The sequence below is a fragment of the Paenibacillus sp. FSL H7-0331 genome, from assembly GCF_001956045.1.
The window spans coordinates 26,931-50,120 of sequence record NZ_MRTH01000002.1; the positions used below are offsets into that span (position 1 = coordinate 26,931).

Sequence of the window (23,190 nt, forward strand, 5' to 3'; positions counted from 1 at the left end):
GCTGCTTATTCTATCTGAAATCAGTTTGCTTGTTCTCTTTTATCTATCAGCTGCATGAGACTGTTGTAAATTTGCCCATTGCTCTTTAAGATATAGCTTCTATTGGCGCTGCGGTAGTCCAATGTCATGTTGTCCTCGAAATATACCTCTTGTTTCTTTTCATACCACAATTCAAAGGGAGAACCGCCTGCTCTAAGGTCATTCTCTTCGGGTTTGTCGACGATCCACAAGGAAGGCACACCATTGGCTGAACAGCCACAGCCTTCAGAATCAAATACGAGCTTGAGCTCACCCGATCCAGCAGGCAATTGATGAGTAATTTGTTGAACGGCTTCGTCCGTAAATGTAATATGCATATGGTTTCCTCCATAAGTGTTGTGTGTAGCATAACTGAACGGATACGATGTGACATCAGGTTACATCCTTATATTTTACCACAATCTTAAAGGGTTTGCTTCTCTTTTAGTTAAGAAGTATGATCAATAGTAACTTGAATAAAGGGGGAAGTTCAATGACAACCAATCAGTTTGAGCACAAATTGCATGAATTCAAGCAGTATCTCCAAAAAATGAAAAGCTATGAGGAAGCCATTGGCCTGATTTATTGGGATATGCGAACCGGTGCTCCCAAGAAAGGAATAGCTACCCGTTCCGAAGTCGTCGGAGTACTGTCAGGTGAGCATTTCAAAATGTCGGTTGCGAACGAAATGGGAGAATGGCTGGATTACTTTTCAGAGCCGGAGCAGGATGCCAGGTTAAACCGCGTCGAGCGCAAGATTGTTGCCGAATGTAAAAAGGATTACGATCGCAGCAAACGCATTCCCCCGCAAAAATACCAGGATTATGTGGTGTTGACCTCACAGTCTGAGTCAGTCTGGGAAGAGGCCAAGCACAATTCCGACTATGCGATTTTTCAGCCTTATTTGGAGAAAATCGTGGCAACCAATCTCGAATTTATTGATTTGTGGGGATATCAGGGGCACAAATATAACACGCTGCTGGACATGTACGAGCCGGGTATGACCGTAGCCAAGCTGGATCAAGTATTCGGCGCACTGCGTGAGAAGGTAGTCCCATTGCTTAGTGCCATTCAAGCCTCTAAGCATAAGCCGGAAACCGGATTTTTAAAGCAGACCTTTGATAAAGAGCAGCAAAAGAAATTCAGTCTATTCATTTTGGGACAAATGGGCTATGACTTTGACGCGGGAAGACTTGATGAGACCGTGCACCCATTTGCAACAGGCTTAAATCCGGGAGATGTGCGAATCACGACCAGATATTTACTGGATGATGTGAACAGCGCTTTATTCGGTACGATCCATGAGGGCGGTCATGCCTTGTATGAGCAAAATATTTCGCCTGATTTGATCGGAACACCGCTGTGCACCGGCACTTCGATGGGAATTCATGAATCGCAGTCGCGTTTTTGGGAAAATATGATCGGACGCAGCCGCCCATTCTGGAATCGATATTATCAGGATGTGCAGAAGCATTATCCTGGACAATTTGACTCTGTACGTGTTGAGGATTTTTATCGGGCTACGAACGAAGTTAAGCCTTCTCTGATCCGAATTGAAGCGGATGAGCTGACTTATAATTTACATATTATGGTCCGTTATGAAATTGAAAAAGAACTGTTTAGCGAATCGGTTCGGGTGGCGGATCTGCCTGAGGTATGGAACGAGAAGTATCGGGATTATTTGGGTATTGCACCTACTACTAATGGAGAAGGCGTGCTGCAGGACGTTCATTGGTCTGGTGGAGCCTTCGGTTATTTCCCTTCCTATGCACTGGGGAATATGTACGCGGCTCAAATGATGAGGACGATCCGCAAGGAGCTGCCGGATTTTGATGGCTTGCTGGAGGCAGGGAATCTGATTCCAATCAAGGAGTGGCTGTCTGAGAAGGTATATCGTCATGGCAAGCTGCTCACGCCAACTGAAATTATTACTGAAGTGACAGGGGAAGAGCTGAATCCCGATTATTTGGTTGACTATTTCCAGGAGAAGTACGGGGATATTTACAAGCTGTGAGATCAGATTGAGATAAAGCTGGGATAAGATTTAAATAAGATTGAGTTCAACAGGATTGAATTCAATGATAAAAGCCGGTCAAAAGGGACATAAGTCGCTTTGATCGGCTTTTGCAATTTCTTTCGGTTCTATTTAATGGACACTTACAGGCTCTAACGGCTGCTGTTGGGCCGGTTTAACGCCTTTGCCATAAGGGACAACTAATGGGGTTTGGAACAAAGGGTCCTGAATGATTTGGCAAGGCAGATCGAACACATCCAGGATGAGCTTTTCGTTGATCACTTGCTCCGGGCGTCCTTCGGCATACACCTTGCGGTCCTTGATCGCGACCACGTGATGGGCATAACGGCAGGCAAGGTTAATATCATGCAGTACCATTACGATAGTTCTCTGCTCCTTTTGGTTCAAATCGTAGAGGAGGTCAAGTACTTCAATCTGATGAGCCAGATCCAGATAAGTTGTAGGCTCATCCAGCAAGATTGTCGGTGTGCCTTGGGCTAATGTCATCGCAATCCAGGCCCGCTGCCGCTGTCCCCCGGATAACGAATCCACGGTACGCTCAGATAATGAATCCATATGGGTCAATTCCAATGCGCGGCGGACTTCTTTTTCATCCTCAACCGACCATTGCTGCAGCCAATTTTGATACGGATATCTGCCTTGCTTCACCAGCTGCAGCACGGTTAATCCTTCAGGAGCAGATGGCCCCTGTGGCAAAATGGACATACGGCGGGCAACCTCTTTGGTGGAGAGTGTGGCAATATCGCTGCCAGCCAGCACGACCTGTCCACTCTTCGGTTTGAGCAGTCTTGCAAGTGAGCGGAGCAGTGTAGACTTGCCGCAGCCGTTGCTACCGATAAATACGGTGATTTTTCCTTTTGGAATGGCTATATCTAGATCTTTGAAAATGCATGTATCCCCGTAAAATAAACTCAAATCCTTGGATTGAATAGCCGTCATGTTCAGATCTCCTTATATAAAGCAGTATGGTTAAAAGGTTTAGTTATGCCGCAGCACACTGTTAACTACCGATTGCGAGTACGATAGAGCAGATAAACAAAAAATGGAGCGCCAATACAAGCTGTAAACACTCCAGCAGGTATATCGAGCGGCGTAAATATCGTTCTGCCGATCAAATCAGCTACCAGCAGCACAATGGCTCCCATCAGCGCGGATACCGGCAGCAGAGCACCGAAGCTTGGACCTACAAGCTTGCGGGCAATATGCGGGCCCATCAGTCCGATGAATCCGATAGCCCCACCGAAGGCCACAGCCGCACCTGCGAGAGCTACACTGAAAATTAATAACAGGAATCTTTGACGTTGAACATGGCTGCCCACACTGCGGGCAATGTCTTCTCCGAATTCCTGAATGTTAATATGTCGTGAATATACGAACATCAGAGGGAGCAACACGACAATCCAAGGCAGCAGAGGGATGACAGACTTGGCCCAGGACACACCATACACACTGCCAGTCATGAAGGTCATGGACTGATTGGCAAGAATAATAGGTCCTGAAATCATCATCATATACGACAGAGCGCTCATAGCCGCCGAGAAGCCGATACCGATCAGAACCAGTCGCAGCGGTGTCACACCTTGCTTCCAGGACAATACATATACAATCAAAGCAGCCGCAAAAGCTCCAGCTACAGCAAAAACCGGCAGCAGATGAATACTGATTTTGTCAGAAAAGAAATAAAAGAATGAGACCGCTCCGAGTGTAGCTCCTCCAGTAATTCCTACGGTATCAGGAGAGGCTAATGGATTACGTATAACCCCTTGCAGCAGTGCGCCGGCAACCGCCAGAGCAGCACCGACCAAAACAGCAACAACAATACGTGGAAGCCGCAGAGAACGAACAATCATCATATTGGAGTCTTCACCCGAACCGAAAATGGAGCGAATAACCTGGATAGGCGATATGTATACACTGCCAATGCCTGTACTCAGAATGAAAATCACGATTACGGCTATGAAGAGCGCTAGAGAAACGATTATTGCTTTTTTACTGACGAGAAACGAATACGCTTTGCTGCGAACCGTCATATATTTGCTGGATGTGGTCATTTAGAAGCGCCCCCCTTTGCGAGCAATATATACAAAGAAAGGAACACCAATCAATGCAGTTGTCACACCAACATGTACTTCCTTCGGCATGGCAATAAAACGGGAACCAACATCAGCACTAACCAGCAGCAGCGCCCCCAGAACGGCACAATAAGGGATAAGCCAGCGATGATCCCCGCCAACCAGAAAGCGTGCAATATGGGGAATGATGATGCCGATAAATACAACCGGACCTGCGAGAGCAACGGAGCCCCCGGCAAGTATGACAATGACTATAGCGGCGGATGCTTTAATAAATATCGTGCTTTGTCCAAGCCCCTTGGCAACATCGTCTCCCATCGCCAACACGTTAATGTGCGGTGCGAGTACAATAGCGCCGATTAAGGCTGCGAGCATATAAAGGAAGACCGAATCAAACATCTCCATCGTACGCCCTGCAACCGAGCCGACCAGCCACACCAGCACCTGATCAAATGCCTTGCCGTTGGAAAGCAGTACTCCTTGTGTCAAGGACGCGAAGAAAGCAGTCATCGCTGAACCGGCAAGTGTAATCTTGATAGGAGTCAAGCCATCGCGCCCAATTGAACCTAATAGATATACGCCGCCAGCACTAATCGCTGCTCCGAAAAAAGCGATCCACGTATATTGTGTCAAATTGGTGACGTTAAAAAACACGACAGCCAACACAATGGCAAAAGCGGCTCCGGCATTAACTCCAAAAATACTGGGAGATGCCAACGGATTGCGGGTAATGGCCTGCATTAGAGCTCCGGCTACAGCCAGGCTTCCGCCGACAAGTGCTCCGATTAATGCCCGCGGCATGCGGGTTGTCTGGATAATGATGTGCTCGTTGGACCCATTAAATGCTGTATAGGCTTCAACAATCTTGGCCCACGAATAGGTGTTAATACCGAACTTAAGGCTGCAAACAAATGCAACTGCCAATAAGAGAAGGGCAATCACCAAGCCTGCGATTTTAAAGGGGGATGTTAGAAGTTCTTTTCGCATCATTCAGTCGTTTGCCTGCTTCCTGTCTGAGTTAAGCTTATTGATAAATAATAAAATTAGATGATCTAGCTTACGTATATTGTAATGAGGCTAGTGATCACCTGTCAATGACTTTGAGAATCATTATCAAAAAAAGATTGACAAGCGGCGTGTGCTTCCCCTAAAATAAACCGTGGTTAATGATAATTATTATCATTCAATTACTGTGCATCTTTTGATGAGAAAAATAGGGGGTTCATTACATGTTTTCTGGAAATGGTTCATTTCAAATCAAATCGGCAGCACTTATTGCCGTCGTCTTTGTATTATCTATCGTATTAGCAGCTTGCGGACAATCTGCGGCACCTCAGCCGGCAGACACTTCCAAGCAAGGAACGGCACCTGCGGCTGCAACTGCCGAAGGTCCTCGTAAAATTAAGCATATTATGGGTGAGACAGAAGTACCTGCACAACCTAAGAAGGTCATCGTACTGACAAATGAGGGAACGGAAGCTCTGCTTGCACTGGGAGTCAAGCCGATTGCCGCAGTAGATTCCTATTATGGAAACCCTTGGTACGATCATATTAAAGCCGATATGGAAGGTGTAAAAAACATCGGTGGCGAATCACAGCCGAATTTGGAGCTTATTGCTTCATTAAAGCCGGATTTGATCCTCGGCAACAAAATGCGCCATGAGAAAATTTACGAGCAATTGAAGGCGATCGCGCCTACGGTATATACAGAAACACTTCGTGGTGAGTGGAAGAGTAATTTTCAAGTTTATGCGGACGCTTTGAACAAAAAGGCTGAGGGCGATAAAGTTATCAGCGCATTCGATAAACGTATCGATGATTTCAAACAAAAAGCTGGCGACAAGCTGAAGGAAAAAGTAGCGGTAGTTCGCTTCATGGGCGGCAAAACGAGATATTATTACGGTGAAATGTTTACAGGCGTTATTTTCAAGCAAATTGGTATTCCTCGGAACGATCCGAAAAGCGATGAGAAATCGTTTGAAGATATTACGAAGGAGCGTTTGACTGAGCTGGATACAGCCGATAAGGTGTTTTATTTCACCTATGATGTTGGGGATGGCAAAGGCAAGAAGCAAGAAGAAGAATGGATGAACGACCCGCTTTGGAAAAACCTTAAGGTTGTGAAAGAGAACAAGCTGGTCAAGGTTAGTGATGCAACGTGGAATACATCCGGGGGCGTGAAAGCAGCGAACCTGATGCTGGACGATATGTACAAAATTTACGATGTGAAACCATAATCGGATAACAAACTCAGACAAGAAAAAGCCTTCAGTAACCACGATATCGTGGCCTGAAGGCTCTTTTTTGTCTGAGTTTGAGTAGAGATGGACAACGGGCTAACCAGCCCGATTAAATTGGCTCGTATATAAATCGTAGTAGAAGCCTTTAACCTCCAGTAACTCCTGGTGCGAGCCTCGCTCAATAATTTCCCCGCCGTTCATCACCAGTATGAGATCGGCCTCTCGAATCGTGCTGAGTCGATGCGCAATTACGAAGCTGGTACGACCTTTCATCAGCAGGTTCATCGCTTCCTGAATGATCATCTCGGTTCTTGTATCCACTGAGCTGGTAGCTTCATCGAGAATTAAAATAGCAGGATCAGCCAGTATGGCTCGTGCAATCGTAATCAGCTGGCGTTGTCCTTGACTGAGATTGCTGCCCTCGGCGCTCAGCAGCGTATCATAGCCCTGGGGCAGCTTGCGGATGAAGCTGTCAGCATTGGCCATCTGAGCGGCTTTCTCGACCTCGGCTTCGGTTGCATCCAGCCTTCCGTATCGAATGTTTTCACGTATCGTATCCGAGAACAAGTAGGCATCCTGCAGAACGATTCCGAGCTGACTGCGCAGACTGTCTTTTTCCAGATTACGCAGGTTCTCTCCATCTATGGTAATGATCCCGTTATCAATATCATAAAAGCGCGTGAGCAAATTAACGATCGTGGTTTTGCCGGCTCCGGTAGGTCCAACAAGGGCAATCGTCTGCCCTGGCAAGGCCGTTAACGAAATGTGTTTGAGAATGGGAACTTCTTTTTTATAGCTGAAGGACACGTCGTTGAAAACAACCTCGCCCTTGACCGCTTGCAGTTGTTTCTCCTGATCATCGGTTTTTTCATATTCGGTTGGTGTATCCATGACCTCGAACACTCTTTCCGCACCGGCCAGGGCCGACTGGATCATATTAAATTGATTTGCCAGCTCATTGATTGGCCGTCCCAGCTGCTTCGAATAATTCAGGAAGCTGACAATAACACCGATAGTAACCAAGCCGTTAAATGCCATCCAGCCACCTACGGTTGCAACCAACGCGTAGCTGATATTGTTAATAACGTTCATCACAGGACCGATAAACCCGGATAAGATCTGCGCCTTACTTCCGACATCCCGCAGCTTGGAGTTGATGGCATGGAACTGCTCGGTTGCTTTGGCTTCGCGATTAAAGGTTTTGACAACCTTTTGTCCGGAAACCGTTTCTTCAATAAACCCATTCAATTCACCGAGACTTTTTTGCTGACTGGAAAAATGCTTTCGGGTCCGTTTAGCAATTTGACTCGTTAGCAGCATCGCCATCGGTATGACCACAAGACTAACGAGCGTCAGCCATACGTTCAGACTAAGCATTAAAACAATGGCACCAATTACCGTCAAAAAGCTTGAAAGCAGCTGTGTCACCGTCTGATTCAAAGTATTGCTCACGTTCTCGATATCGTTGGTCGTCCGGCTCATGAGCTCGCCATGTGTCTTGCTATCGAAATAAGGGAGCGGCAGCTGCTGCAAGTGCGCGAACAAATCATTGCGCAGCTCCCAAACCGTACGCTGCGACACGCCGGTCATCACATACAATTGAATCCAGGACATAGCTGAGCTGAGCACATACACACCGAGTAGAGAGAGGCACAGCCAGAGCAGGCCGCTATAATTCCGCGGAATGATATATTGGTCGATAGCAACTCCGATCAGGTAAGGTCCAGCCAGCGTCAGGCACGTACTGCAAAGCGTAAGCACAACGATGGCAATCAAACCGAGCCGTTGACGCCGCAAATAATTCCATAGCCGCTGCAGTGTTCCCTTGGTATTCTTGGCACGTGCCTTCTGCATCATCATGCCGCGGCCGGGACCGCCACCCATCGGACCTCCGCCCATACCCATCGGAGACAAACCACCAGGAGGTCCACCTGCAGGTCTTACAGTGGTTTCTTCGTGCCCGCGCTGCCGATTGTTATCGTTAGCCACTGACAACCGCCTCCTTTCCTAATTGGGATCTATAAATTTCCTGATAAACAGGACTTGATTCCATCAGCTCAGTATGCGTGCCCTGAGCAACAACGCTGCCTTCATCCAGCACTACGATCGTGTCTGCCTCCAGCACGGATGAAATCCGCTGTGCAATGATGATTCGCGTGCTTCGTTTGGTTTGATTTTTCAATGCTTTTTGAATTCGTGATTCCGTACCAAGATCAACCGCACTCGTGCTGTCGTCGAGAATAAGAATGGCGGGCTGGACAAGGATAGCCCGTGAGATCGATACCCGCTGCTTTTGACCACCGGACAGGTTCACACCACGTTGACCAATGATCGTTTGATAACCATCAGGGAGACTGGCTATATAATCATGGATCTGCGCCGCCTTGGCCGCTTCCTCAATCTCTTCCTGTGAGGCATTGGGCTTACCGAAGGCAATATTTTCACTGATCGTCCCTGTAAAGAGAATAGCTTCCTGCAAAACGACTCCGATTTCACTGCGCAAATGGGTCAGGTCCATATCACGGACATCGATACCGTCAATGCGCACCGTTCCTTCGGTCGCGTCATAGAGCCTTGGGATCAGGTTCACCAGCGAGCTTTTACCAGAGCCTGTTGCACCCAGAATAGCGACAGTTTGACCAGGTTCAAATACGAGATTAATGTTGGTCAGCGCATTTTCCTGCCGTGTAGGCCCATTCGGGTCCTTATCATCGGTGTAAGTGTTGTAGGCGAACGATACATGATCAAATTCGATCTTACCTGCGCGGATCACATTGGTTTGTGCATGTGCTTTGTTCGTAATTTCCGGCTCGGTTTCCATTACTTCATGAATCCGCTCAGCCGAAGCTTTGGCGCGTGAAACATTCATCAGTACCATGCTGACCATCATCAGGGAGAAAAGAACCTGTGTGACATAATTGATAAAAGCGACCAGATCGCCTACCTGAATCGTTCCTTGCCAGGTTTGCAAGCCTCCGAACCAAATAACTGCTGCTATGCTTGCGTTCATGATGAGCATCATAATCGGCATGATCAGCATGACAATCCGCGTAGCTTTAATGGATATGTCCATCAGAGCATCGTTGGATTTACGGAAGCGCTTAATTTCATAATTAGCACGAACAAAAGCTTTGACGACACGAATTCCGGTCAAGTTTTCCTGCAGAACGGTATTGACGATGTCGAGCTTCTTTTGAACCTTACTGAACAACGGAAAGCCCTTGCGAATAATGATGACCAGGACCAGAACCAGTAATGGAATAACGACTGCCAGTATCAATGCAAGACGAGGACTGATGATAACCGCCATAAGGATACTGCCAACGGCTAGCAGAGGAGCACGTACCAGCATCCTCAGCGTCATCAGTACGACCCCCTGGACTTGAACCACATCGTTCGTTAGTCGGGTGACAAGTGATCCTGCCTTGAATGTATCCAGAACACCAAAAGAAAACGATTGAACCTTGGTAAACAAATCCTTGCGTACGTCAGCTCCAAAATTTTGTGACGCGGTACTGGAAAAGACCGTACATCCGATACCGCCGATCAGTCCAATTAATGCGACGCCTAACATGAGTGCACCTGTCTTTTGGATATGGGCAAGGTCTCCTGTCAAGATACCTTGATCGACGATACTGGCCATGTACTTGGGCTGCAGGAGATCCATATAGACCTCAAGCAGCATGAACAACGGGGCAAGCAGGGTAGCTTTCCAGTAAGGTTTTAAATAAGGTAAAAGCTTTAGCATGTGTCAACTCCTCGTATTCATTGTAGACTGCTTCTTGTAGTGACAATAAACTTACTCTCGCAATTCCTTGATTCCATTCAAGTCTCATCGGATGGGGCTGATGGTTTCCCCGAACAACTCGTATCCCGATCAGTAGCCAGGTTCTCGTACACCTGCAGCATCAATCTGCGAAGCAGCACCTTATCCTCCTCGGAAAAGTTGCCAAAGCATTGGGCATCCATGGCGCGGAATGTTTCTCTAACTTCCGTATGGGCAAGCTTGCCTTTCTCCGTGAGATATACCCTCGAAACCCGCTGATCCTTCGCATCCTGCCTACGTTCAACAAGTCCGGTCTTAACCATGCGGTTTAGCATGACCGTGATGGTAGCTGGTTGTATATGCAGTTGTTCGGCCAGTTCCTTCTGACTTTGTCCGTCCTTGCGTTTCAAGGCAAACAGCAGCGGAGGTTGACCGGGGTACACTTCTTGATCCTGCAGCAGCTCATGCATCTTGTGCCAATGTGTTCGCATAACCTTGGAAAACACGAAATGCAGCGAATCGGACGTATAAATATCCATGGGTCACCCCTTTTATTTAGTCGGCTAACTATATTATTGCCACGATTTCGTGGCGGCGTCAATAGGTGAAAGTGAGTTTGTTATTTTTTCATCCAAAAAAACAGTGCGCCGAGCGGCTCTTTTTCATCTTGTCCGCGATTGAACTGTTCGATCAGCTTGTCGAGTCGGGCGATTTGTATACAGTAATCGTACATTCCAGCAGCAACGATGGAAAGTCGTAAAACATCCTTATGACCTTGGGTGTAGCTCGCAATCATCGTCTCCATGAACTGGTCGTTAGCCTCTTCCATTTTGGAGGCTTCGGAAATTTCCGGTTTGAGCATATTTTCAAACTTAAGCAGTACATGCTCGTGGTATTTAATCAGCTTTTCCAAATGTTGATCAAAATATAGATTTGTTTCCGCTGTCCGCGTTGACCTGAAGTAGTGCTGTTCAACAGATTCGAGCGTTTCCAAGCCCTTTTGCAGCGTAAGCAGCATTTGTTTGAATACGACCAGATGCTGTGAAGTGCTGTATTTGGCGCGTTTGAGCTTCTTGAGCTCTTCCTCAAACAAATTATATTTGGCCGAGAGCGATTTGAACGAGTCCTCCAGCGCCAACAGCTCATCACGGAATACCTTTTCCTTGATTTCATCGGATACAGCAGTCCGCAGCAGCAGTGACATTTTGGCGAATACGGTATGAATTTGTTTCACGATCTGTTCCTTCGGATTCGGCGGGAAAAACAGGATATTGATTAGAAAAGCCGAGCCAATTCCGATCAAGCTGAGTAAAAAGCGGTTGAGCGCGAAATCCCACTGACCAGACGCCTCCATAACCGCGATTACCGTGACCAGAGTCAGACCGATCGTTTCTTCCATTTTGAGCTTCAGACAAATCATAATAACGAGAATACAAACAAGTCCAATGGCTATCGGTTCCTTCGATAAAAAAGTACCTGCAAGCATGGCCAATGCAGCACCAAGCGTATTGGTCTGAATTTGATCCAAAAAATAGCGCCACGAACGATAAATAGATGGCTGCATCGCAAAAATCGCGGCTACTGCGGCAATAACCGGAAGTGAAAAGTTCAGCCAAATACTAATGTAGAGGGACAACGTCACTGCGATCCCTGTTTTTAATACCCTTGCGCCAAAAGACATGGTTAGCCCCTCCTGAAAATTTTCGTAGAAAACTTACTTCGTAAGTCTCCATCCTCTATGTATTTTCTTATCATACACAGGTTGGGCCGTGATTTGCAAAAATAAAGTCTTCTTATATGTCTTTAACCTTTTTATAGGCTGCCGCATAGGCTAAAGCATTAAAAGAAGCACGAATATGGAGGGACTGGCCTATGAACAAGAAAAGCTTAGGCATCATACTTGCGGTCACGTTGATACTATCATTGATGATTACAGCATGCGGACCGAAAAAAGCGGAAGAGAAAACGAAGGTGAGAATTGGCGAAGTCACTCGATCCATCTTTTATGCTCCTCAATATGTAGCCATATCCAAAGGTTTCTTTGCAGAACAGGGACTGGATGTGGAGCTTACCACAACTCCTGGTGGAGACAAAACGATGACAGCTCTGCTTTCCGGCGGAATTGATGTTGCCTTGGTCGGCTCCGAAACCTCGATCTATGTCCAGCAGCAAGGAAGTGGAGACCCGGTAATTAATTTCTCTCAGCTCACCCAGACAGATGGGACTTTTCTGGTTACACGCAAACCCCTGCAAGGTAAGTTTGATTGGAGTCAGCTAAAGGGCAGTGTGTTTCTGGGGCAGCGTGTTGGTGGCATGCCGCAAATGGCCGGTGAATTCACTTTGAAAAAGTTTGGCATTAACCCTAAGCAGGATTTGAAGCTGATCCAGAATATCGATTTTGCCAATATTCCATCTGCGTTTGTATCCGGTACGGGGGATTATGTTCAGCTATTTGAGCCTCAGGCAACGATGCTGGAAAAGGAAGGAAAGGGTTATGTGATTGCCTCCTTTGGAGTGGAAAGCGGAAAGCTGCCTTATACGGCATTTATGGCTAAGCAAAGCTATATCAATAAAAGCAAGGATACGATCCAGAAGTTTGCCAATGCCATTCAGAAAGCGCAAAATTGGGTAGCTTCAGCTAGTGTTGACGATATTTCCAAAGCGATCAGCTCTTATTTCCCGGATACCCAAAGTGAGATTATTCAAGGTGTAGTTAAACGATATAAGGACCAGGGCTCTTTTGCCACAGATGGACTGATCGACGAGCAGGAATGGAATAACCTGCAGGATGTTATGCAAGCAGCAGGGGAATTGAAGCAGCGTGCCGATTATAAAACATTGGTCAATAATCAGTTCGCTGAGCAAGCCAAAAAATCGGTGAAATGAACCAAAAATACACTTTGGAGGGGTGGAATATGCGGCAGGATACAGTAGTTCTTCAAGATGTCTCCCATGTTTATGTGAACAATCGCGGCGCCTTTCTTGCTGTGGAGCATATGAACCTGAATGTAGCGCAGGGGGAGTTTGTTAGCTTGATTGGCCCGAGTGGATGTGGAAAAACCACGCTGCTATCGCTCGTCAGCGGGCTCATCAAACCCACCGCAGGTACGGTATATGTTGCAGGTGAGCCTGTAAGCCAGCCTACCTCCAAAGTCGGCTATATGCTGCAGCAGGATTACTTGTTTCCTTGGCGTACGATCTACGAAAATGCGTCCATAGGTCTTGAATTGATGGGTCGAAAGACTGCCGCGGATAAGGAAATCGTAAATCAGCTGCTGGATGACATGGGTTTATCCCGTGCTATCGGCAGCTATCCGCATCAGCTATCTGGAGGTATGCGTCAGCGTGTCGCGCTGGTACGAACCTTGGCGACCGAGCCCGATATTTTACTGCTCGATGAACCGTTCTCGGCACTCGATTATCAGACAAAGCTGCAGCTGGAGGATTTGGTTGCCAGTACACTGGGTGCATTGAACAAAACGGTAATTTTGGTCACTCATGATATCACAGAGGCGATCGCTATGAGTGATCGGATTGTTGTGCTGCAGGCAAATCCCGGGCGGATAAGAACTGAGGTTGAAGTTCCGACCGCGATTCGCCAAGCGCTTCCTTTAACAGCCCGTGAGCAATCAGGTTTTCATGAGCTGTTTCATGAGCTGTGGAAGCATCTGGAGGAGAAGGAGGTGCACCCGGTAAATGAAGGATGAAGCAGTTAAGCAGCTCGGTACAACTGAACAAGCAGGTTTCACAGCTCAATTAGCCGAGCAGGAGCTTGGCCGATTCAAGAAGAATGCAAGGCGAACCACCTGGATTGCCCGATTCACGCAATTATCAATTCTGTTTGTATTCATGATTTGGTGGGAATTGGCAGGCAGGTTGCAATGGATCGATGCTTTATTGTTCAGCTATCCGAGCCGGATAGCAGTGCTTATATACAGCAAGGCAATGGATGGCTCTATATTCATCCATCTGCAGGTAACCATTTGGGAAACGATCATCGGATTTGTTCTGGGGACATTATTTGGCACAGCGGCAGCAGCGATAATTTGGTGGTCGCCTTTTTTGTCCCGTGTACTTGATCCTTATATTGTCGTGCTTAATAGTCTGCCGAAGGTAGCATTAGGACCGCTGTTTATTGTTGCTTTCGGTGCGGGACAACTCGCCATTATTGCAACAACTCTATCCTTGACCGTGATCATTACACTTCTTGTTGTGTCTAACAGCTTTAAAGAGGTAGATTCGAACTACTCCAAGGTTGTCAAGATCTTCGGGGGGACACGCGGACATATATTCCAGAAGGTTATCCTGCCAGCAACTTATCCAACTATTCTTTCCACGTTAAAAGTCAATGTCGGACTTTCCTGGGTCGGTGTGATCGTAGGGGAGTTTCTTGTTTCCAAAGAAGGACTTGGTTATTTAATTATTTATGGGTTTCAAGTATTTAATTTTACGTTGGTCATCGGGAGTGTGATCCTGATAGCTATAGCAGCTGCAGTTATGTATCAAGGTGTAGCCTTTCTGGAGCGAAAGCTGATGGGGCGAAGGTAGAAAAAAGAAGTGGGATGGCAGCACCCATGCAGTGTTTCGCCGCATGATTGAATGGTGGTTGAATCATCGTCAGATAAAAGATAAGATAATTCATAATCTTATCTTTTTTTGTCGTTACAGCACTATCCATGTCAGCACACTTCATAACACTTATACTACCGGAGGATCTAATGGGAATTCGAATAATGAAGACCGCTGCAGCTGTCATAGCAGCTATCTATTTGGCTCATTTGTTAGGTTTACATACGCCCAACGCGGCAGGTTTATTAGCGATCCTCGGTATTGATGTAACCAAAAAAAGGGGACTACAAACGTCATTCCAACGGTTGATTGCTTCATCCATTGGGCTTTTTGTCGCGGTATTTTTGTTCTGGCTCCTGGGCTTTGAGGTTTGGGTGGCCGGACTGTTTGTTCTTATTCTGTATCCGATCCTCTCCCGCCTTAAATTGAAAGAAGGCATTGTAACAAGCTCTGTTATTATGTTTCATATCTTTAACGAGCAAAGATACGGATTAGATCTGATTATTAATGAGATCGCTTTGCTGCTGGTGGGTCTGGGCGCGGCTACATTGATCAATATTGTGTATATGCCCAAGGCAGATAAACAATTATCAGACATGCGAGTCAGACTTGAAACCTGTTTTTCTCATATTTTTTCTGAAATAGCCAATCATTTACGGGATAACGGGCACATTTGGAGCGGAAGAGAACTCTTGGAGGCGCATGATATTGTACAGGAGGCACTTTTGGTGGCACGGCGCAATCAGGAGAATACATTACTGCAAGAGGACGCTTTGTGGATGGTATATTTCTATATGCGCAAACAACATCTGGATTCGATTGACAGAATGCTGGAGTACGTGGCACAGGTGTACCAGACGCTACCTCACGGTGAGCTGTTAGCGTCCGTATTTGACGAATTGAGCGAGGATGTCAAGGTCGAGTATTACACAGGCAGATCAGAGAGTAAGCTTCGTCTTCTGCAAGGGGAATTTCGGCAAATGCCGCTGCCTGTAACCCGTGTTGAATTTGAAGTGCGGGCGGCTCTGCTGCAGCTGGCCGTAGAACTGGACGCTTTCCTGGCCGTTGCGAAGCGGGAGAAAAAACAAAAAGCAGCCGCTCAATGAGCAGCTGCCGATCATACAAGGATAAATTCCTTAATGGATGATGCTTTTGGCTAACGGGTTTTTCTGCCGCTGATCAGATTGAACACAAGTGAAATGGCGGCAATAACAAGTAAAATATGTATTAAGTTACCTGCTACATCAAATGCAAAGCCAAGGCCCCATAGAACAAGTATCACTACAAAAATAGTCCAGAGCATATCGACACTTCCTCTCAGTATTTCAGGATGTTTGCAACTTCATGTTCTTTCTTAACCATATTAGCCATGATTAAATCATATAGATGAATGACTATTGAAAATTAAGGCGAATGAAATACAGTCAAAGAAAAATCGCCTTCCAGTTAACTGGAAGGCGATTCGACCATTTGTTTAGATAAATGTGCGGCTAATGATAACCAATAAAATGAAGAGTACAAGTATGACACCTGTCGTAGTGCCCAAACCATAACCGCCACAACTTCCACCAACTCCGGCTACTACACCCATATTGACCCCTCCTTTCGCCTTACCTTTAGTATGTTATGTATGCCAATGTCTTTGTGATTGGACGGTTCATAAAATGGGTGGTTCTCCCCGATTCTAAATGAACAGACGGAGCCTTCGTACACCGTCTGTTTTTTGTTTGATGAGGCGATGCTGACGAATCTATTTGCATGGAACAATTGCCAGAGTGTATTGAAGGTTGTCCAGTATCAAAAAAACCGGCTAGCAGAAGCAGTCCGACTTCAATTATAAAGTTATAATTCTTTGCTCACAAAGCCGATTTTGATCGATTCTGGAGCGAAAATGGGCAACTCTCAACTATATTCGTTGGACCCTAATATAAATTTAATCCGCATAGCATATGAATTTTAATAACTATCTAGATTTATCTATGCTTATTTTATCAACATTCGCCCATGTCCTGCATACAAATGTAATGAATGATTGAATGGAGGAGGTAGAACAGATGTCAATAGATAAAGATTTGCAAACCAGAGAGATCTATACCAAAGCTGTCTGCGGAAAAGGACGCAAATTTTCGCAAGTCACCAATACGGTCACTCCGCCTCATGCTCCGACAAGTATACTGGGTGCATGGATTATCAACAACCAGTATGAGGCGGTGAAATCTGGCGAAAACGTCGAGGTGGTGGGTACTTACGATATCAATATTTGGTACTCCTACAATAAAAATACCAAGACGGATGTTGCCAAAGAAACGATTTCGTACGTGGAGGTAGTAGGGCTCTCTTTCCTGGATAAGCGCCACAAGCCGATAACCGCTGAAGTATCGGCTGTAGCTACTCAGGAACCCAATTGTGTGGAAGCCAGTGTCTCTTCTCGTGGAGACAGTGTGATTGTCCGGGTAGAACGTGAATTCAAGGTGGAAATGATCGCTGAAACAAAAGTTTGCGTAGTGGTGTCCGCGAACGGCTGCAATGATTTTGACGACAAGCATGTGGAATTTGATGATACAGGCAGCGATGATTATGAGGATTTGGATCCGGATCTGCTGGATGACGATTTGAACTGATGCTCCTGCTTTTATTATATGACACTTAGGTTCATTTCGGCAGAGGGCGTCAGCCCTCTTTTTGTTATAATTTCAGAATTTTATTTAATTTCAGAAATTTTGTGCTTGGGGGGAATTAACATGCGTGTATGGCTCTTGCACTCGAACGAACCGACGCTACCGCTACTATTAGATCGGCTGCAGGTGCCTAACGGTACACGTTTGCCGGTTCAGCTCGAATCAACCTGTATTATCCATTGGGGCTGCTTTCAGCCACAAAGACAGGAGCAACTGACTCTGCAACCGGTAAAAAGCCAGCTTCGTGCTGCGAAGCCTGAGAAGGCCTCTGCCTTGCTAAAGCTTCATGGTATTCAGAGTAATTGGAAGTCCGAGGGACAGCGTTTTTCTTATGAATACAGGATTCCCGTGTTTCATCTGCAGGCTCTAAGTGTTTTCCAAAAGCAATCCGCGGTTTTTTATGGAACGCAGCTGCCCCCATCACTGCCAAAATCAGAGGAGGGGGGCTTTGAGGAATTGTCTATTGAAACTCTTTCTTACCATGCGGTTCGCTCAAAGCGTGAGGCTGTGAAGGCACTCTATGCGCTTGGTCTCGACTATGGTGTCGTTCATATCGGGGTGCGTCCCGGAGGGGAGCTTGTCGTGCTGGAGATACAGGCTGCCCCTCAACTGACGGAGCGCCTTGCGGAGCTGTTCGCGGATGCGATCCACCAGTTTGCAGAAGAATTAGACGCTTCCTACATAGGCAAAGAGGTAGCTTTATTGGGAGCCGACCCGGAATTTTTACTGCGCGATATGAGAGGCAAGGTTACCTTTGCTTCCAAGTTTTTGACTAAAGACGGACCGGTTGGTTGTGATGCTATTGTACTGCCGAGCTTCCGCAAAATTTATCCGCTGGCGGAGCTGCGGCCGGAACCGAGCGTCGAGGTCGATCAATTGGCTAACCAGCTGTACCGTACGATGCAAATGGCATCAAGAAAAATATCGGACGATACGCTCGAATGGGTGGCAGGCGGGATGCCGGTGCAAGGGTTTCCTTTAGGGGGGCATCTCCATTTTAGCGGCGTCTGGTTAAACGTTGAGCTGCTGCGTACATTGGATAACTATCTGGCTTTGCCGCTCACCTTGATTGAAGCCCCTACAACAGGCAGAAGAAAGCCCAAATACGGCTTTCTGGGTGATTATCGCAAGCAGCGTCACGGAGGCTTCGAATACCGGGTACTCCCAAGCTGGCTCATCTCCCCGAAGGTTACCAAGGGTGTGTTCGCGCTAGCCAAACTGATAGCCGATCATTATCGCCTGCTGCCGTCGCGCCCTCTTCAGGATGTATCGGTTCAGGAAGCCTATTATACAGGTGATAAGCTGGCGATTCGCCCTTTACTGCCTGCATTGTGGAACGATCTGGTACGTCTTCCTACTTATCGGAAGTATGAACGCTGGCTTGTACCACTTAAAGCTATGCTGCTGAAAATGGATGCATGGGATGAACAGCAGGATATTCGCAGGAAATGGCAAATCGGTCCTTATCACAGAAAAGAAGAATCGTCCGTGCATTCATGATATAATGGGAAAGGTATAGGGAAAAATAGAGACTACATTATGAATGCACACGTGCATGGAGGTTGCAGCATGGCGACATACACGCCGATGATCGAGCAATATCTGGCCATCAAGGCGGAGGTATTGGATGCTTTTTTGTTTTTTCGTTTAGGTGATTTCTATGAAATGTTTTTTGAGGATGCGATTCTGGCTTCCAGAGAGTTGGAAATAACGCTGACCGGCAGGGAAGGGGGAGCCGAGGAACGCATACCGATGTGCGGAATCCCTCATCATGCGGCAGATAACTATATCGCCCGATTAATCGAAAAGGGCTACAAGGTTGCGATTTGTGAACAGGTTGAGGATCCGTCACAAGCCAAAGGGGTAGTACGCCGCGAGGTCGTCCGCATTGTAACACCGGGTACGGTGATGGATGCAAGGTCTCTGAGTGAGACCAATAATTACATCGTGTCGGTCATAGAAACGGATGAGGGAAGCTTTGGTTTTGCGGCTTGCGATATATCCACGGGTGAACTGTTCGTGACCCGGTTAGAGGGCACATTGGCCCTGGTTCTGGACGAAATGAATGTGTATCACCCCTCGGAGCTGCTGGCGACTCCTGGCCTGCTGGAACAGTTGGGAGAGCAAGGCAATACTTGGGCGGGTTCGACGGTATTAACGCCGCGTGAGCCTCTGCAAGGGCAAGAAAATCTGGCGCTGAGCGCCTTTTTTGCGGAATCTGAGCTAGCCCCCTTACCGAATGGCGGGGAAGCTGTTGTTCGACAGCTGATGGCGTATCTCATAGAGACCCAGAAGCGTTCGCTCGGACATATTAAGCATATTCGTGTCTATGAACAGAATCAATATATGATCATGGACCCTTTTACCCGACGTAACCTCGAATTGATCGAGACTGTACGTGATCGTGCAAAGAAGGGCACACTTTTGTGGCTGCTCGACAAGACGGTGACGGCAATGGGCGGCAGACTGCTGCGCCGTTGGATAGAGAAGCCACTGACGAGCTCCGCGGCCATACATGAGCGTCTGGAAGCTGTAGACCGATTGTATCACCAACTGATCGTTCGTGATGGACTTAAGCAATCGTTAAAGGAAGTGTATGATCTGGAGCGGCTCGTTGCCCGTATTGCTTACGGAAACGCCAATGCAAGAGACTTATGCTCCTTAAAGGTGACTTTGCAGCAGGTACCGCTCTTGAAGCAGGAGTGCGAATCGTCAGGCTCCACGACACTCGCCAAGCTGGCTGCACAGATGGATCCTTGCGCGGATGTGATGAACTGGATTGAAGAAGCGATTAGCGATGAACCCCCGATATCGATTCGTGATGGCGGTATGATTAAGCCGGGTTACCATGCTTATTTGGATCAACTGCGTGAAGCTAGCACGAATGGCAAGCAGTGGATAGCGGCGCTGGAGAAGCAGGAACGTGAACGAACTGGCGTTAAATCTTTGAAAATTGGCTATAACAAAGTGTTTGGCTATTATATCGAGGTTAGTAAATCGAATCTGTCTACACTGGAAGCAAGCCGTTATGAACGGAAACAGACACTTGCCAATGCGGAACGATTTATTACCCCGGAATTGAAGGAAAAGGAAGGCTTGATTCTCGAAGCGCAGGAAAAGATGGTTGATCTGGAATACGAGCTGTTCATGCAGCTGCGGGACAAGCTATCCGTACATATATCCAGATTGCAGAAGCTTGCCGAGCAGATTGCGGCTGTTGATGTGTATCAATCGATGGCAGCGGTAAGTGCGGCTAATCGTTACTCAAGACCGGAAATTGGCGAGTTCTATGAGCTGCATATCGAAGAAGGTCGGCACCCTGTAGTGGAAGCTGTGATGCAGGATGGTTTTTTTGTCGCGAACGACACGGTGTTGAACACGAATGATGGCAGCATGCTGTTGATCACTGGACCGAATATGGCGGGGAAAAGCACTTATATGCGCCAAGTCGCTATTATTTGCCTGATGGCGCAGATTGGCTGCTTCGTGCCAGCGAAAGCCGCAACCGTGCCTATCATTGACCGGATATTCACGAGGATTGGCGCAGCCGATGATTTAATTGGCGGTCAGAGCACGTTTATGGTGGAGATGATGGACATTCAGGTGATGACCGATAAAGCGACCTCCAAAAGCCTCGTTATTATTGATGAGCTGGGGCGTGGAACTTCGACCGGTGAAGGGATGGCTATTGCTCAAGCGGTGATTGAGCACTTGCATGATCAAATCGGCTGCAAAACGCTCGTGTCCACCCATTTTCACGAATTGGCTCATCTGGAAGAATCGCTGCAGTCGCTGCGCAACTACTGCATGGCTGTCAAGGAAAGCGGCAGACAAGTCACCTTTCTTCGCAAGCTGGTCCCTGGTGCGGCGAGTACGAGCTACGGTATTTATTGTGCGCAAATTGCCGGTCTGCCGGGCGGCATCATCGATCGCTCTTACGAGCTGCTTCATGCCTTTGAACAGAGGGCGGAACTTCTTGCGGATCAGACCTCGCCTGTTGTTTCTGCTTCTACTGCTGCTACACCTGTACAGGCTGTACCTTCAGTTAAGCAGACTTATTCCATATCTGCAGCTGCTGCTCCAATATTGTCAGAACAAATTCATGAAACCGCTGCGGCCGTTCAGCTAAGCTTGTTCCAGGAAGATGCTTCAGCCTCCAATCGTTCGAAGAAAAAGACGGATGCCCGAACTGAGCAGCTTATCGAGCAGCTAAAGACGGCGGATTTAATGAATATGACACCTATGATGGCAATGAACTTTTTATTTGATTTGAAAAAGCAATTATAGTATTTATTTGTTCACAGGTTTGGAATTCATAGATTTATAACCTTTATTTAGATGAGAGGATGGCCTTATTACATGAAAAATAACAGCAATCGCGCCTTTTGGCGGCACACAACATCCATCGCAATCGCGCTATCCCTTCTTCTTCCTACTGCTTCAGCTGCCTGGGGAGCGGGACAAGCAGACGTGGAGGCTGCCAGAACTAAAGAAGTTATGGAGCTTTTGGAAAAATATCACGTTAGCGCTCCTATCAAAAAGAATCTAGCAGACAAGCCTATTAAAGAGATGATAAGCTCTCTTAATGATCCGTATACGGTTTATTTTACACCGGAAGAATTAAAAAGCTTTGAGAATGCCGTGCAAAACAACTATGTGGGCATTGGTATCCGTGTTACTGAGCTTCCAGAAGGTGTGTTTGTGACGGAAGTATTTGAAGGGCCTGCTTCCAAAGCGGGGATGAAGTCGGGAGACCGTATTGCTGCGGTTAATGGAGAATCGGTAAAAGGAATTAATGTCGATGATATTATAAAGAAAATTACAGGTCCCGAGAATTCCAAGGTATCGGTTACCGTTGAACGGGGTGAGCAAAGCATACCGTTGTCGCTGACGCGTCAAACGATCCAGTTGCCTTCTGTAACACACAAAAGATTTGATCCAGGTGTGGGCTACTTGAGTGTAACCGGATTTTCTGGCGATGCGGATGAAGAGACAACGGCACAGTTAGCGGAGTTAAAAGCACAGGGTATTAACAGCCTGATCCTTGACCTGCGCGACAATCCCGGCGGCTTGCTGGATACGGCGTTAAACATGGTCAAGCTGTTCGTTAAGGAAGGCATTATGATTCACACGAAGGATAAAAACAATGTGGATGAACCCATAAAATTCAGTAATGGCACAACACAACCTTTTCCACTGTATATTTTGGTCAATGAATACAGTGCCAGCGCCTCCGAGGTACTGACAGGAGCTCTTCAGGACTATAATGTGGCGACCAAGGTAATCGGGATGAAAACTTATGGAAAGGGAAGCGTGCAGACGATCTTTCCGATGGCAAGCGGCGGGGCAATGAAAATTACGATCGAAGAATATTTAACACCCAAGCTGCGCAAGGTCAACAAGATTGGCATAAGCCCTGACATTGAGGTTGATGGTGAGGTTCCACAGCTGATTACAGCACTGCATGAAGCCGGTATCTCCCAAATCAAAGTTGGTCTGAACAAAAAAGGGGTTACGGTGAACGATACATCTGTGGTGGATAGCTTTAATGTCATTCGTGAGAATGGCAACGTCTATGTACCTTCCAGAGTGCTTAGTTCATTGCTTGGGGGAACCATCTCGTGGAACGATACTTTAAAATCTATCGATGTATCCGCATTTGGCGTTACCAAGTCTTATCCTTCAACAACGGGTGAATTGTTACTCAAGAATGGCTTCGGCTATGTAAGTGTCAATCAATTTGCAGAAAGCTTTCCGCAATTAAGCTGGTCGGATGATGGTGAGCAGCTCACCCTGACCGCCACGAAGTAAG

The 23,190-nt window shown here is 46.9% G+C and carries 20 protein-coding genes; 10 read left to right on the forward strand and 10 right to left on the reverse strand.

Annotated elements, in window-relative coordinates; translation table 11 throughout:
* Nucleotides 1–20 precede the first annotated feature (20 nt).
* Nucleotides 21–356, reverse strand: a complete 336-nt coding sequence (locus tag BK127_RS02825) for an iron-sulfur cluster biosynthesis family protein (protein WP_076228483.1) — start codon at nucleotides 354–356, stop codon at nucleotides 21–23.
* A 155-nt stretch (nucleotides 357–511) separates the two neighbouring features.
* Here BK127_RS02825 and BK127_RS02830 point away from each other — a divergent pair, with 155 nt between their 5' ends.
* A complete protein-coding gene (locus BK127_RS02830; RefSeq protein WP_076228485.1) occupies nucleotides 512–2,032 on the forward strand; it encodes a carboxypeptidase M32 in 1,521 nt (506 codons plus the stop codon).
* Between the two features lie 132 nt (nucleotides 2,033–2,164).
* On the opposite strand, the gene BK127_RS02835 is transcribed toward BK127_RS02830, so the two are convergent.
* The 3 genes from BK127_RS02835 to BK127_RS02845 form a co-directional block, all read right to left on the reverse strand.
* Nucleotides 2,165–2,992, reverse strand: coding sequence for an ABC transporter ATP-binding protein (locus BK127_RS02835; RefSeq protein ID WP_076228487.1), 828 nt, complete (start codon nucleotides 2,990–2,992; stop codon nucleotides 2,165–2,167).
* Nucleotides 2,993–3,057: 65 nt separating this feature from the next.
* Entirely contained in the window at nucleotides 3,058–4,104 is a 1,047-nt protein-coding gene (locus BK127_RS02840) for a FecCD family ABC transporter permease (RefSeq protein WP_076228489.1), read from the reverse strand.
* A complete protein-coding gene (locus BK127_RS02845; protein ID WP_076228863.1) occupies nucleotides 4,105–5,112 on the reverse strand; it encodes a FecCD family ABC transporter permease in 1,008 nt (335 codons plus the stop codon).
* Nucleotides 5,113–5,354: 242 nt separating this feature from the next.
* Between BK127_RS02845 and BK127_RS02850 the strand changes: the two genes are divergently transcribed.
* Nucleotides 5,355–6,362: an ABC transporter substrate-binding protein gene (locus BK127_RS02850; RefSeq protein WP_144026349.1), complete on the forward strand. Its 1,008-nt coding sequence runs from the start codon at nucleotides 5,355–5,357 to the stop codon at nucleotides 6,360–6,362.
* Between the two features lie 99 nt (nucleotides 6,363–6,461).
* Here BK127_RS02850 and BK127_RS02855 read toward each other — a convergent pair whose 3' ends face one another.
* The 4 genes from BK127_RS02855 to BK127_RS02870 all read right to left on the reverse strand — a co-directional run bounded on the left by BK127_RS02855 (nucleotide 6,462) and on the right by BK127_RS02870 (nucleotide 11,812).
* Complete coding sequence (locus BK127_RS02855; RefSeq protein ID WP_076228865.1) at nucleotides 6,462–8,270, reverse strand: ABC transporter ATP-binding protein; 1,809 nt, start codon at nucleotides 8,268–8,270, stop codon at nucleotides 6,462–6,464.
* Nucleotides 8,271–8,346: 76 nt separating this feature from the next.
* On the reverse strand, nucleotides 8,347–10,113 hold the full coding sequence (locus tag BK127_RS02860; RefSeq protein ID WP_076228491.1) for an ABC transporter ATP-binding protein: 1,767 nt from the start codon (nucleotides 10,111–10,113) through the stop codon (nucleotides 8,347–8,349).
* A 77-nt stretch (nucleotides 10,114–10,190) separates the two neighbouring features.
* The gene (locus BK127_RS02865) at nucleotides 10,191–10,670 is read right to left on the reverse strand and encodes a MarR family winged helix-turn-helix transcriptional regulator (RefSeq protein WP_076228493.1); all 480 of its coding nucleotides are present in this window, start codon (nucleotides 10,668–10,670) and stop codon (nucleotides 10,191–10,193) included.
* A gap of 80 nt (nucleotides 10,671–10,750) precedes the next feature.
* The gene (locus BK127_RS02870; RefSeq protein ID WP_076228495.1) at nucleotides 10,751–11,812 is read right to left on the reverse strand and encodes an FUSC family protein; all 1,062 of its coding nucleotides are present in this window, start codon (nucleotides 11,810–11,812) and stop codon (nucleotides 10,751–10,753) included.
* Nucleotides 11,813–12,003: 191 nt separating this feature from the next.
* Here BK127_RS02870 and BK127_RS02875 point away from each other — a divergent pair, with 191 nt between their 5' ends.
* From BK127_RS02875 to BK127_RS02890, 4 genes are all read left to right on the forward strand, one after another.
* A complete protein-coding gene (locus BK127_RS02875; protein ID WP_076228497.1) occupies nucleotides 12,004–13,017 on the forward strand; it encodes an ABC transporter substrate-binding protein in 1,014 nt (337 codons plus the stop codon).
* 29 nt (nucleotides 13,018–13,046) lie between these two features.
* Complete coding sequence (locus tag BK127_RS02880; protein ID WP_076228499.1) at nucleotides 13,047–13,838, forward strand: ABC transporter ATP-binding protein; 792 nt, start codon at nucleotides 13,047–13,049, stop codon at nucleotides 13,836–13,838.
* Nucleotides 13,828–14,679, forward strand: a complete 852-nt coding sequence (locus BK127_RS02885; protein ID WP_076228501.1) for an ABC transporter permease — start codon at nucleotides 13,828–13,830, stop codon at nucleotides 14,677–14,679. The genes BK127_RS02880 and BK127_RS02885 overlap by 11 nt, the downstream gene beginning before the upstream one ends.
* A gap of 170 nt (nucleotides 14,680–14,849) precedes the next feature.
* On the forward strand, nucleotides 14,850–15,806 hold the full coding sequence (locus tag BK127_RS02890) for an aromatic acid exporter family protein (protein WP_076228503.1): 957 nt from the start codon (nucleotides 14,850–14,852) through the stop codon (nucleotides 15,804–15,806).
* Between the two features lie 50 nt (nucleotides 15,807–15,856).
* Here the strand turns inward: BK127_RS02890 and BK127_RS42895 are convergent, their stop codons facing one another.
* Complete coding sequence (locus BK127_RS42895; protein WP_144026350.1) at nucleotides 15,857–16,003, reverse strand: lmo0937 family membrane protein; 147 nt, start codon at nucleotides 16,001–16,003, stop codon at nucleotides 15,857–15,859.
* 171 nt (nucleotides 16,004–16,174) lie between these two features.
* Nucleotides 16,175–16,291 carry a YjcZ family sporulation protein gene (locus tag BK127_RS44455; protein ID WP_218638991.1) on the reverse strand — a complete coding sequence of 39 codons (117 nt, stop codon included), beginning with the start codon at nucleotides 16,289–16,291 and terminating at the stop codon, nucleotides 16,175–16,177.
* 463 nt (nucleotides 16,292–16,754) lie between these two features.
* Between BK127_RS44455 and BK127_RS02895 the strand changes: the two genes are divergently transcribed.
* From BK127_RS02895 to BK127_RS02910, 4 genes are all read left to right on the forward strand, one after another.
* Complete coding sequence (locus BK127_RS02895) at nucleotides 16,755–17,321, forward strand: outer spore coat protein CotE (RefSeq protein ID WP_076228506.1); 567 nt, start codon at nucleotides 16,755–16,757, stop codon at nucleotides 17,319–17,321.
* A 120-nt stretch (nucleotides 17,322–17,441) separates the two neighbouring features.
* Nucleotides 17,442–18,878: a putative amidoligase domain-containing protein gene (locus tag BK127_RS02900; RefSeq protein ID WP_076228508.1), complete on the forward strand. Its 1,437-nt coding sequence runs from the start codon at nucleotides 17,442–17,444 to the stop codon at nucleotides 18,876–18,878.
* A gap of 69 nt (nucleotides 18,879–18,947) precedes the next feature.
* Nucleotides 18,948–21,665, forward strand: coding sequence for a DNA mismatch repair protein MutS (mutS, locus tag BK127_RS02905; protein ID WP_076228510.1), 2,718 nt, complete (start codon nucleotides 18,948–18,950; stop codon nucleotides 21,663–21,665).
* 72 nt (nucleotides 21,666–21,737) lie between these two features.
* Entirely contained in the window at nucleotides 21,738–23,189 is a 1,452-nt protein-coding gene (locus BK127_RS02910; protein ID WP_076228512.1) for a S41 family peptidase, read from the forward strand.
* The last annotated feature ends 1 nt before the right edge of the window (nucleotide 23,190 follow it).

Coding starts and splice junctions, on each gene's coding strand:
- BK127_RS02845 (WP_076228863.1), bottom strand. CDS start 5,112: ATGCGAAAAGAACTTCTAACATCCCCCTTTAAAATCGCAGGCTTGGTG.
- BK127_RS02885 (WP_076228501.1), top strand. CDS start 13,828: ATGAAGGATGAAGCAGTTAAGCAGCTCGGTACAACTGAACAAGCAGGT.
- BK127_RS42895 (WP_144026350.1), bottom strand. CDS start 16,003: ATGCTCTGGACTATTTTTGTAGTGATACTTGTTCTATGGGGCCTTGGC.
- BK127_RS44455 (WP_218638991.1), bottom strand. CDS start 16,291: ATGGGTGTAGTAGCCGGAGTTGGTGGAAGTTGTGGCGGTTATGGTTTG.
- BK127_RS02825 (WP_076228483.1), bottom strand. CDS start 356: ATGCATATTACATTTACGGACGAAGCCGTTCAACAAATTACTCATCAA.
- BK127_RS02860 (WP_076228491.1), bottom strand. CDS start 10,113: ATGCTAAAGCTTTTACCTTATTTAAAACCTTACTGGAAAGCTACCCTG.
- BK127_RS02855 (WP_076228865.1), bottom strand. CDS start 8,270: ATGGGTATGGGCGGAGGTCCGATGGGTGGCGGTCCCGGCCGCGGCATG.
- BK127_RS02890 (WP_076228503.1), top strand. CDS start 14,850: ATGGGAATTCGAATAATGAAGACCGCTGCAGCTGTCATAGCAGCTATC.
- BK127_RS02875 (WP_076228497.1), top strand. CDS start 12,004: ATGAACAAGAAAAGCTTAGGCATCATACTTGCGGTCACGTTGATACTA.
- BK127_RS02840 (WP_076228489.1), bottom strand. CDS start 4,104: ATGACCACATCCAGCAAATATATGACGGTTCGCAGCAAAGCGTATTCG.
- BK127_RS02850 (WP_144026349.1), top strand. CDS start 5,355: ATGTTTTCTGGAAATGGTTCATTTCAAATCAAATCGGCAGCACTTATT.
- BK127_RS02865 (WP_076228493.1), bottom strand. CDS start 10,670: ATGGATATTTATACGTCCGATTCGCTGCATTTCGTGTTTTCCAAGGTT.
- BK127_RS02895 (WP_076228506.1), top strand. CDS start 16,755: ATGTCAATAGATAAAGATTTGCAAACCAGAGAGATCTATACCAAAGCT.
- BK127_RS02830 (WP_076228485.1), top strand. CDS start 512: ATGACAACCAATCAGTTTGAGCACAAATTGCATGAATTCAAGCAGTAT.
- BK127_RS02835 (WP_076228487.1), bottom strand. CDS start 2,992: ATGACGGCTATTCAATCCAAGGATTTGAGTTTATTTTACGGGGATACA.
- mutS (WP_076228510.1), top strand. CDS start 18,948: ATGGCGACATACACGCCGATGATCGAGCAATATCTGGCCATCAAGGCG.
- BK127_RS02870 (WP_076228495.1), bottom strand. CDS start 11,812: ATGTCTTTTGGCGCAAGGGTATTAAAAACAGGGATCGCAGTGACGTTG.
- BK127_RS02900 (WP_076228508.1), top strand. CDS start 17,442: ATGCGTGTATGGCTCTTGCACTCGAACGAACCGACGCTACCGCTACTA.
- BK127_RS02880 (WP_076228499.1), top strand. CDS start 13,047: ATGCGGCAGGATACAGTAGTTCTTCAAGATGTCTCCCATGTTTATGTG.
- BK127_RS02910 (WP_076228512.1), top strand. CDS start 21,738: ATGAAAAATAACAGCAATCGCGCCTTTTGGCGGCACACAACATCCATC.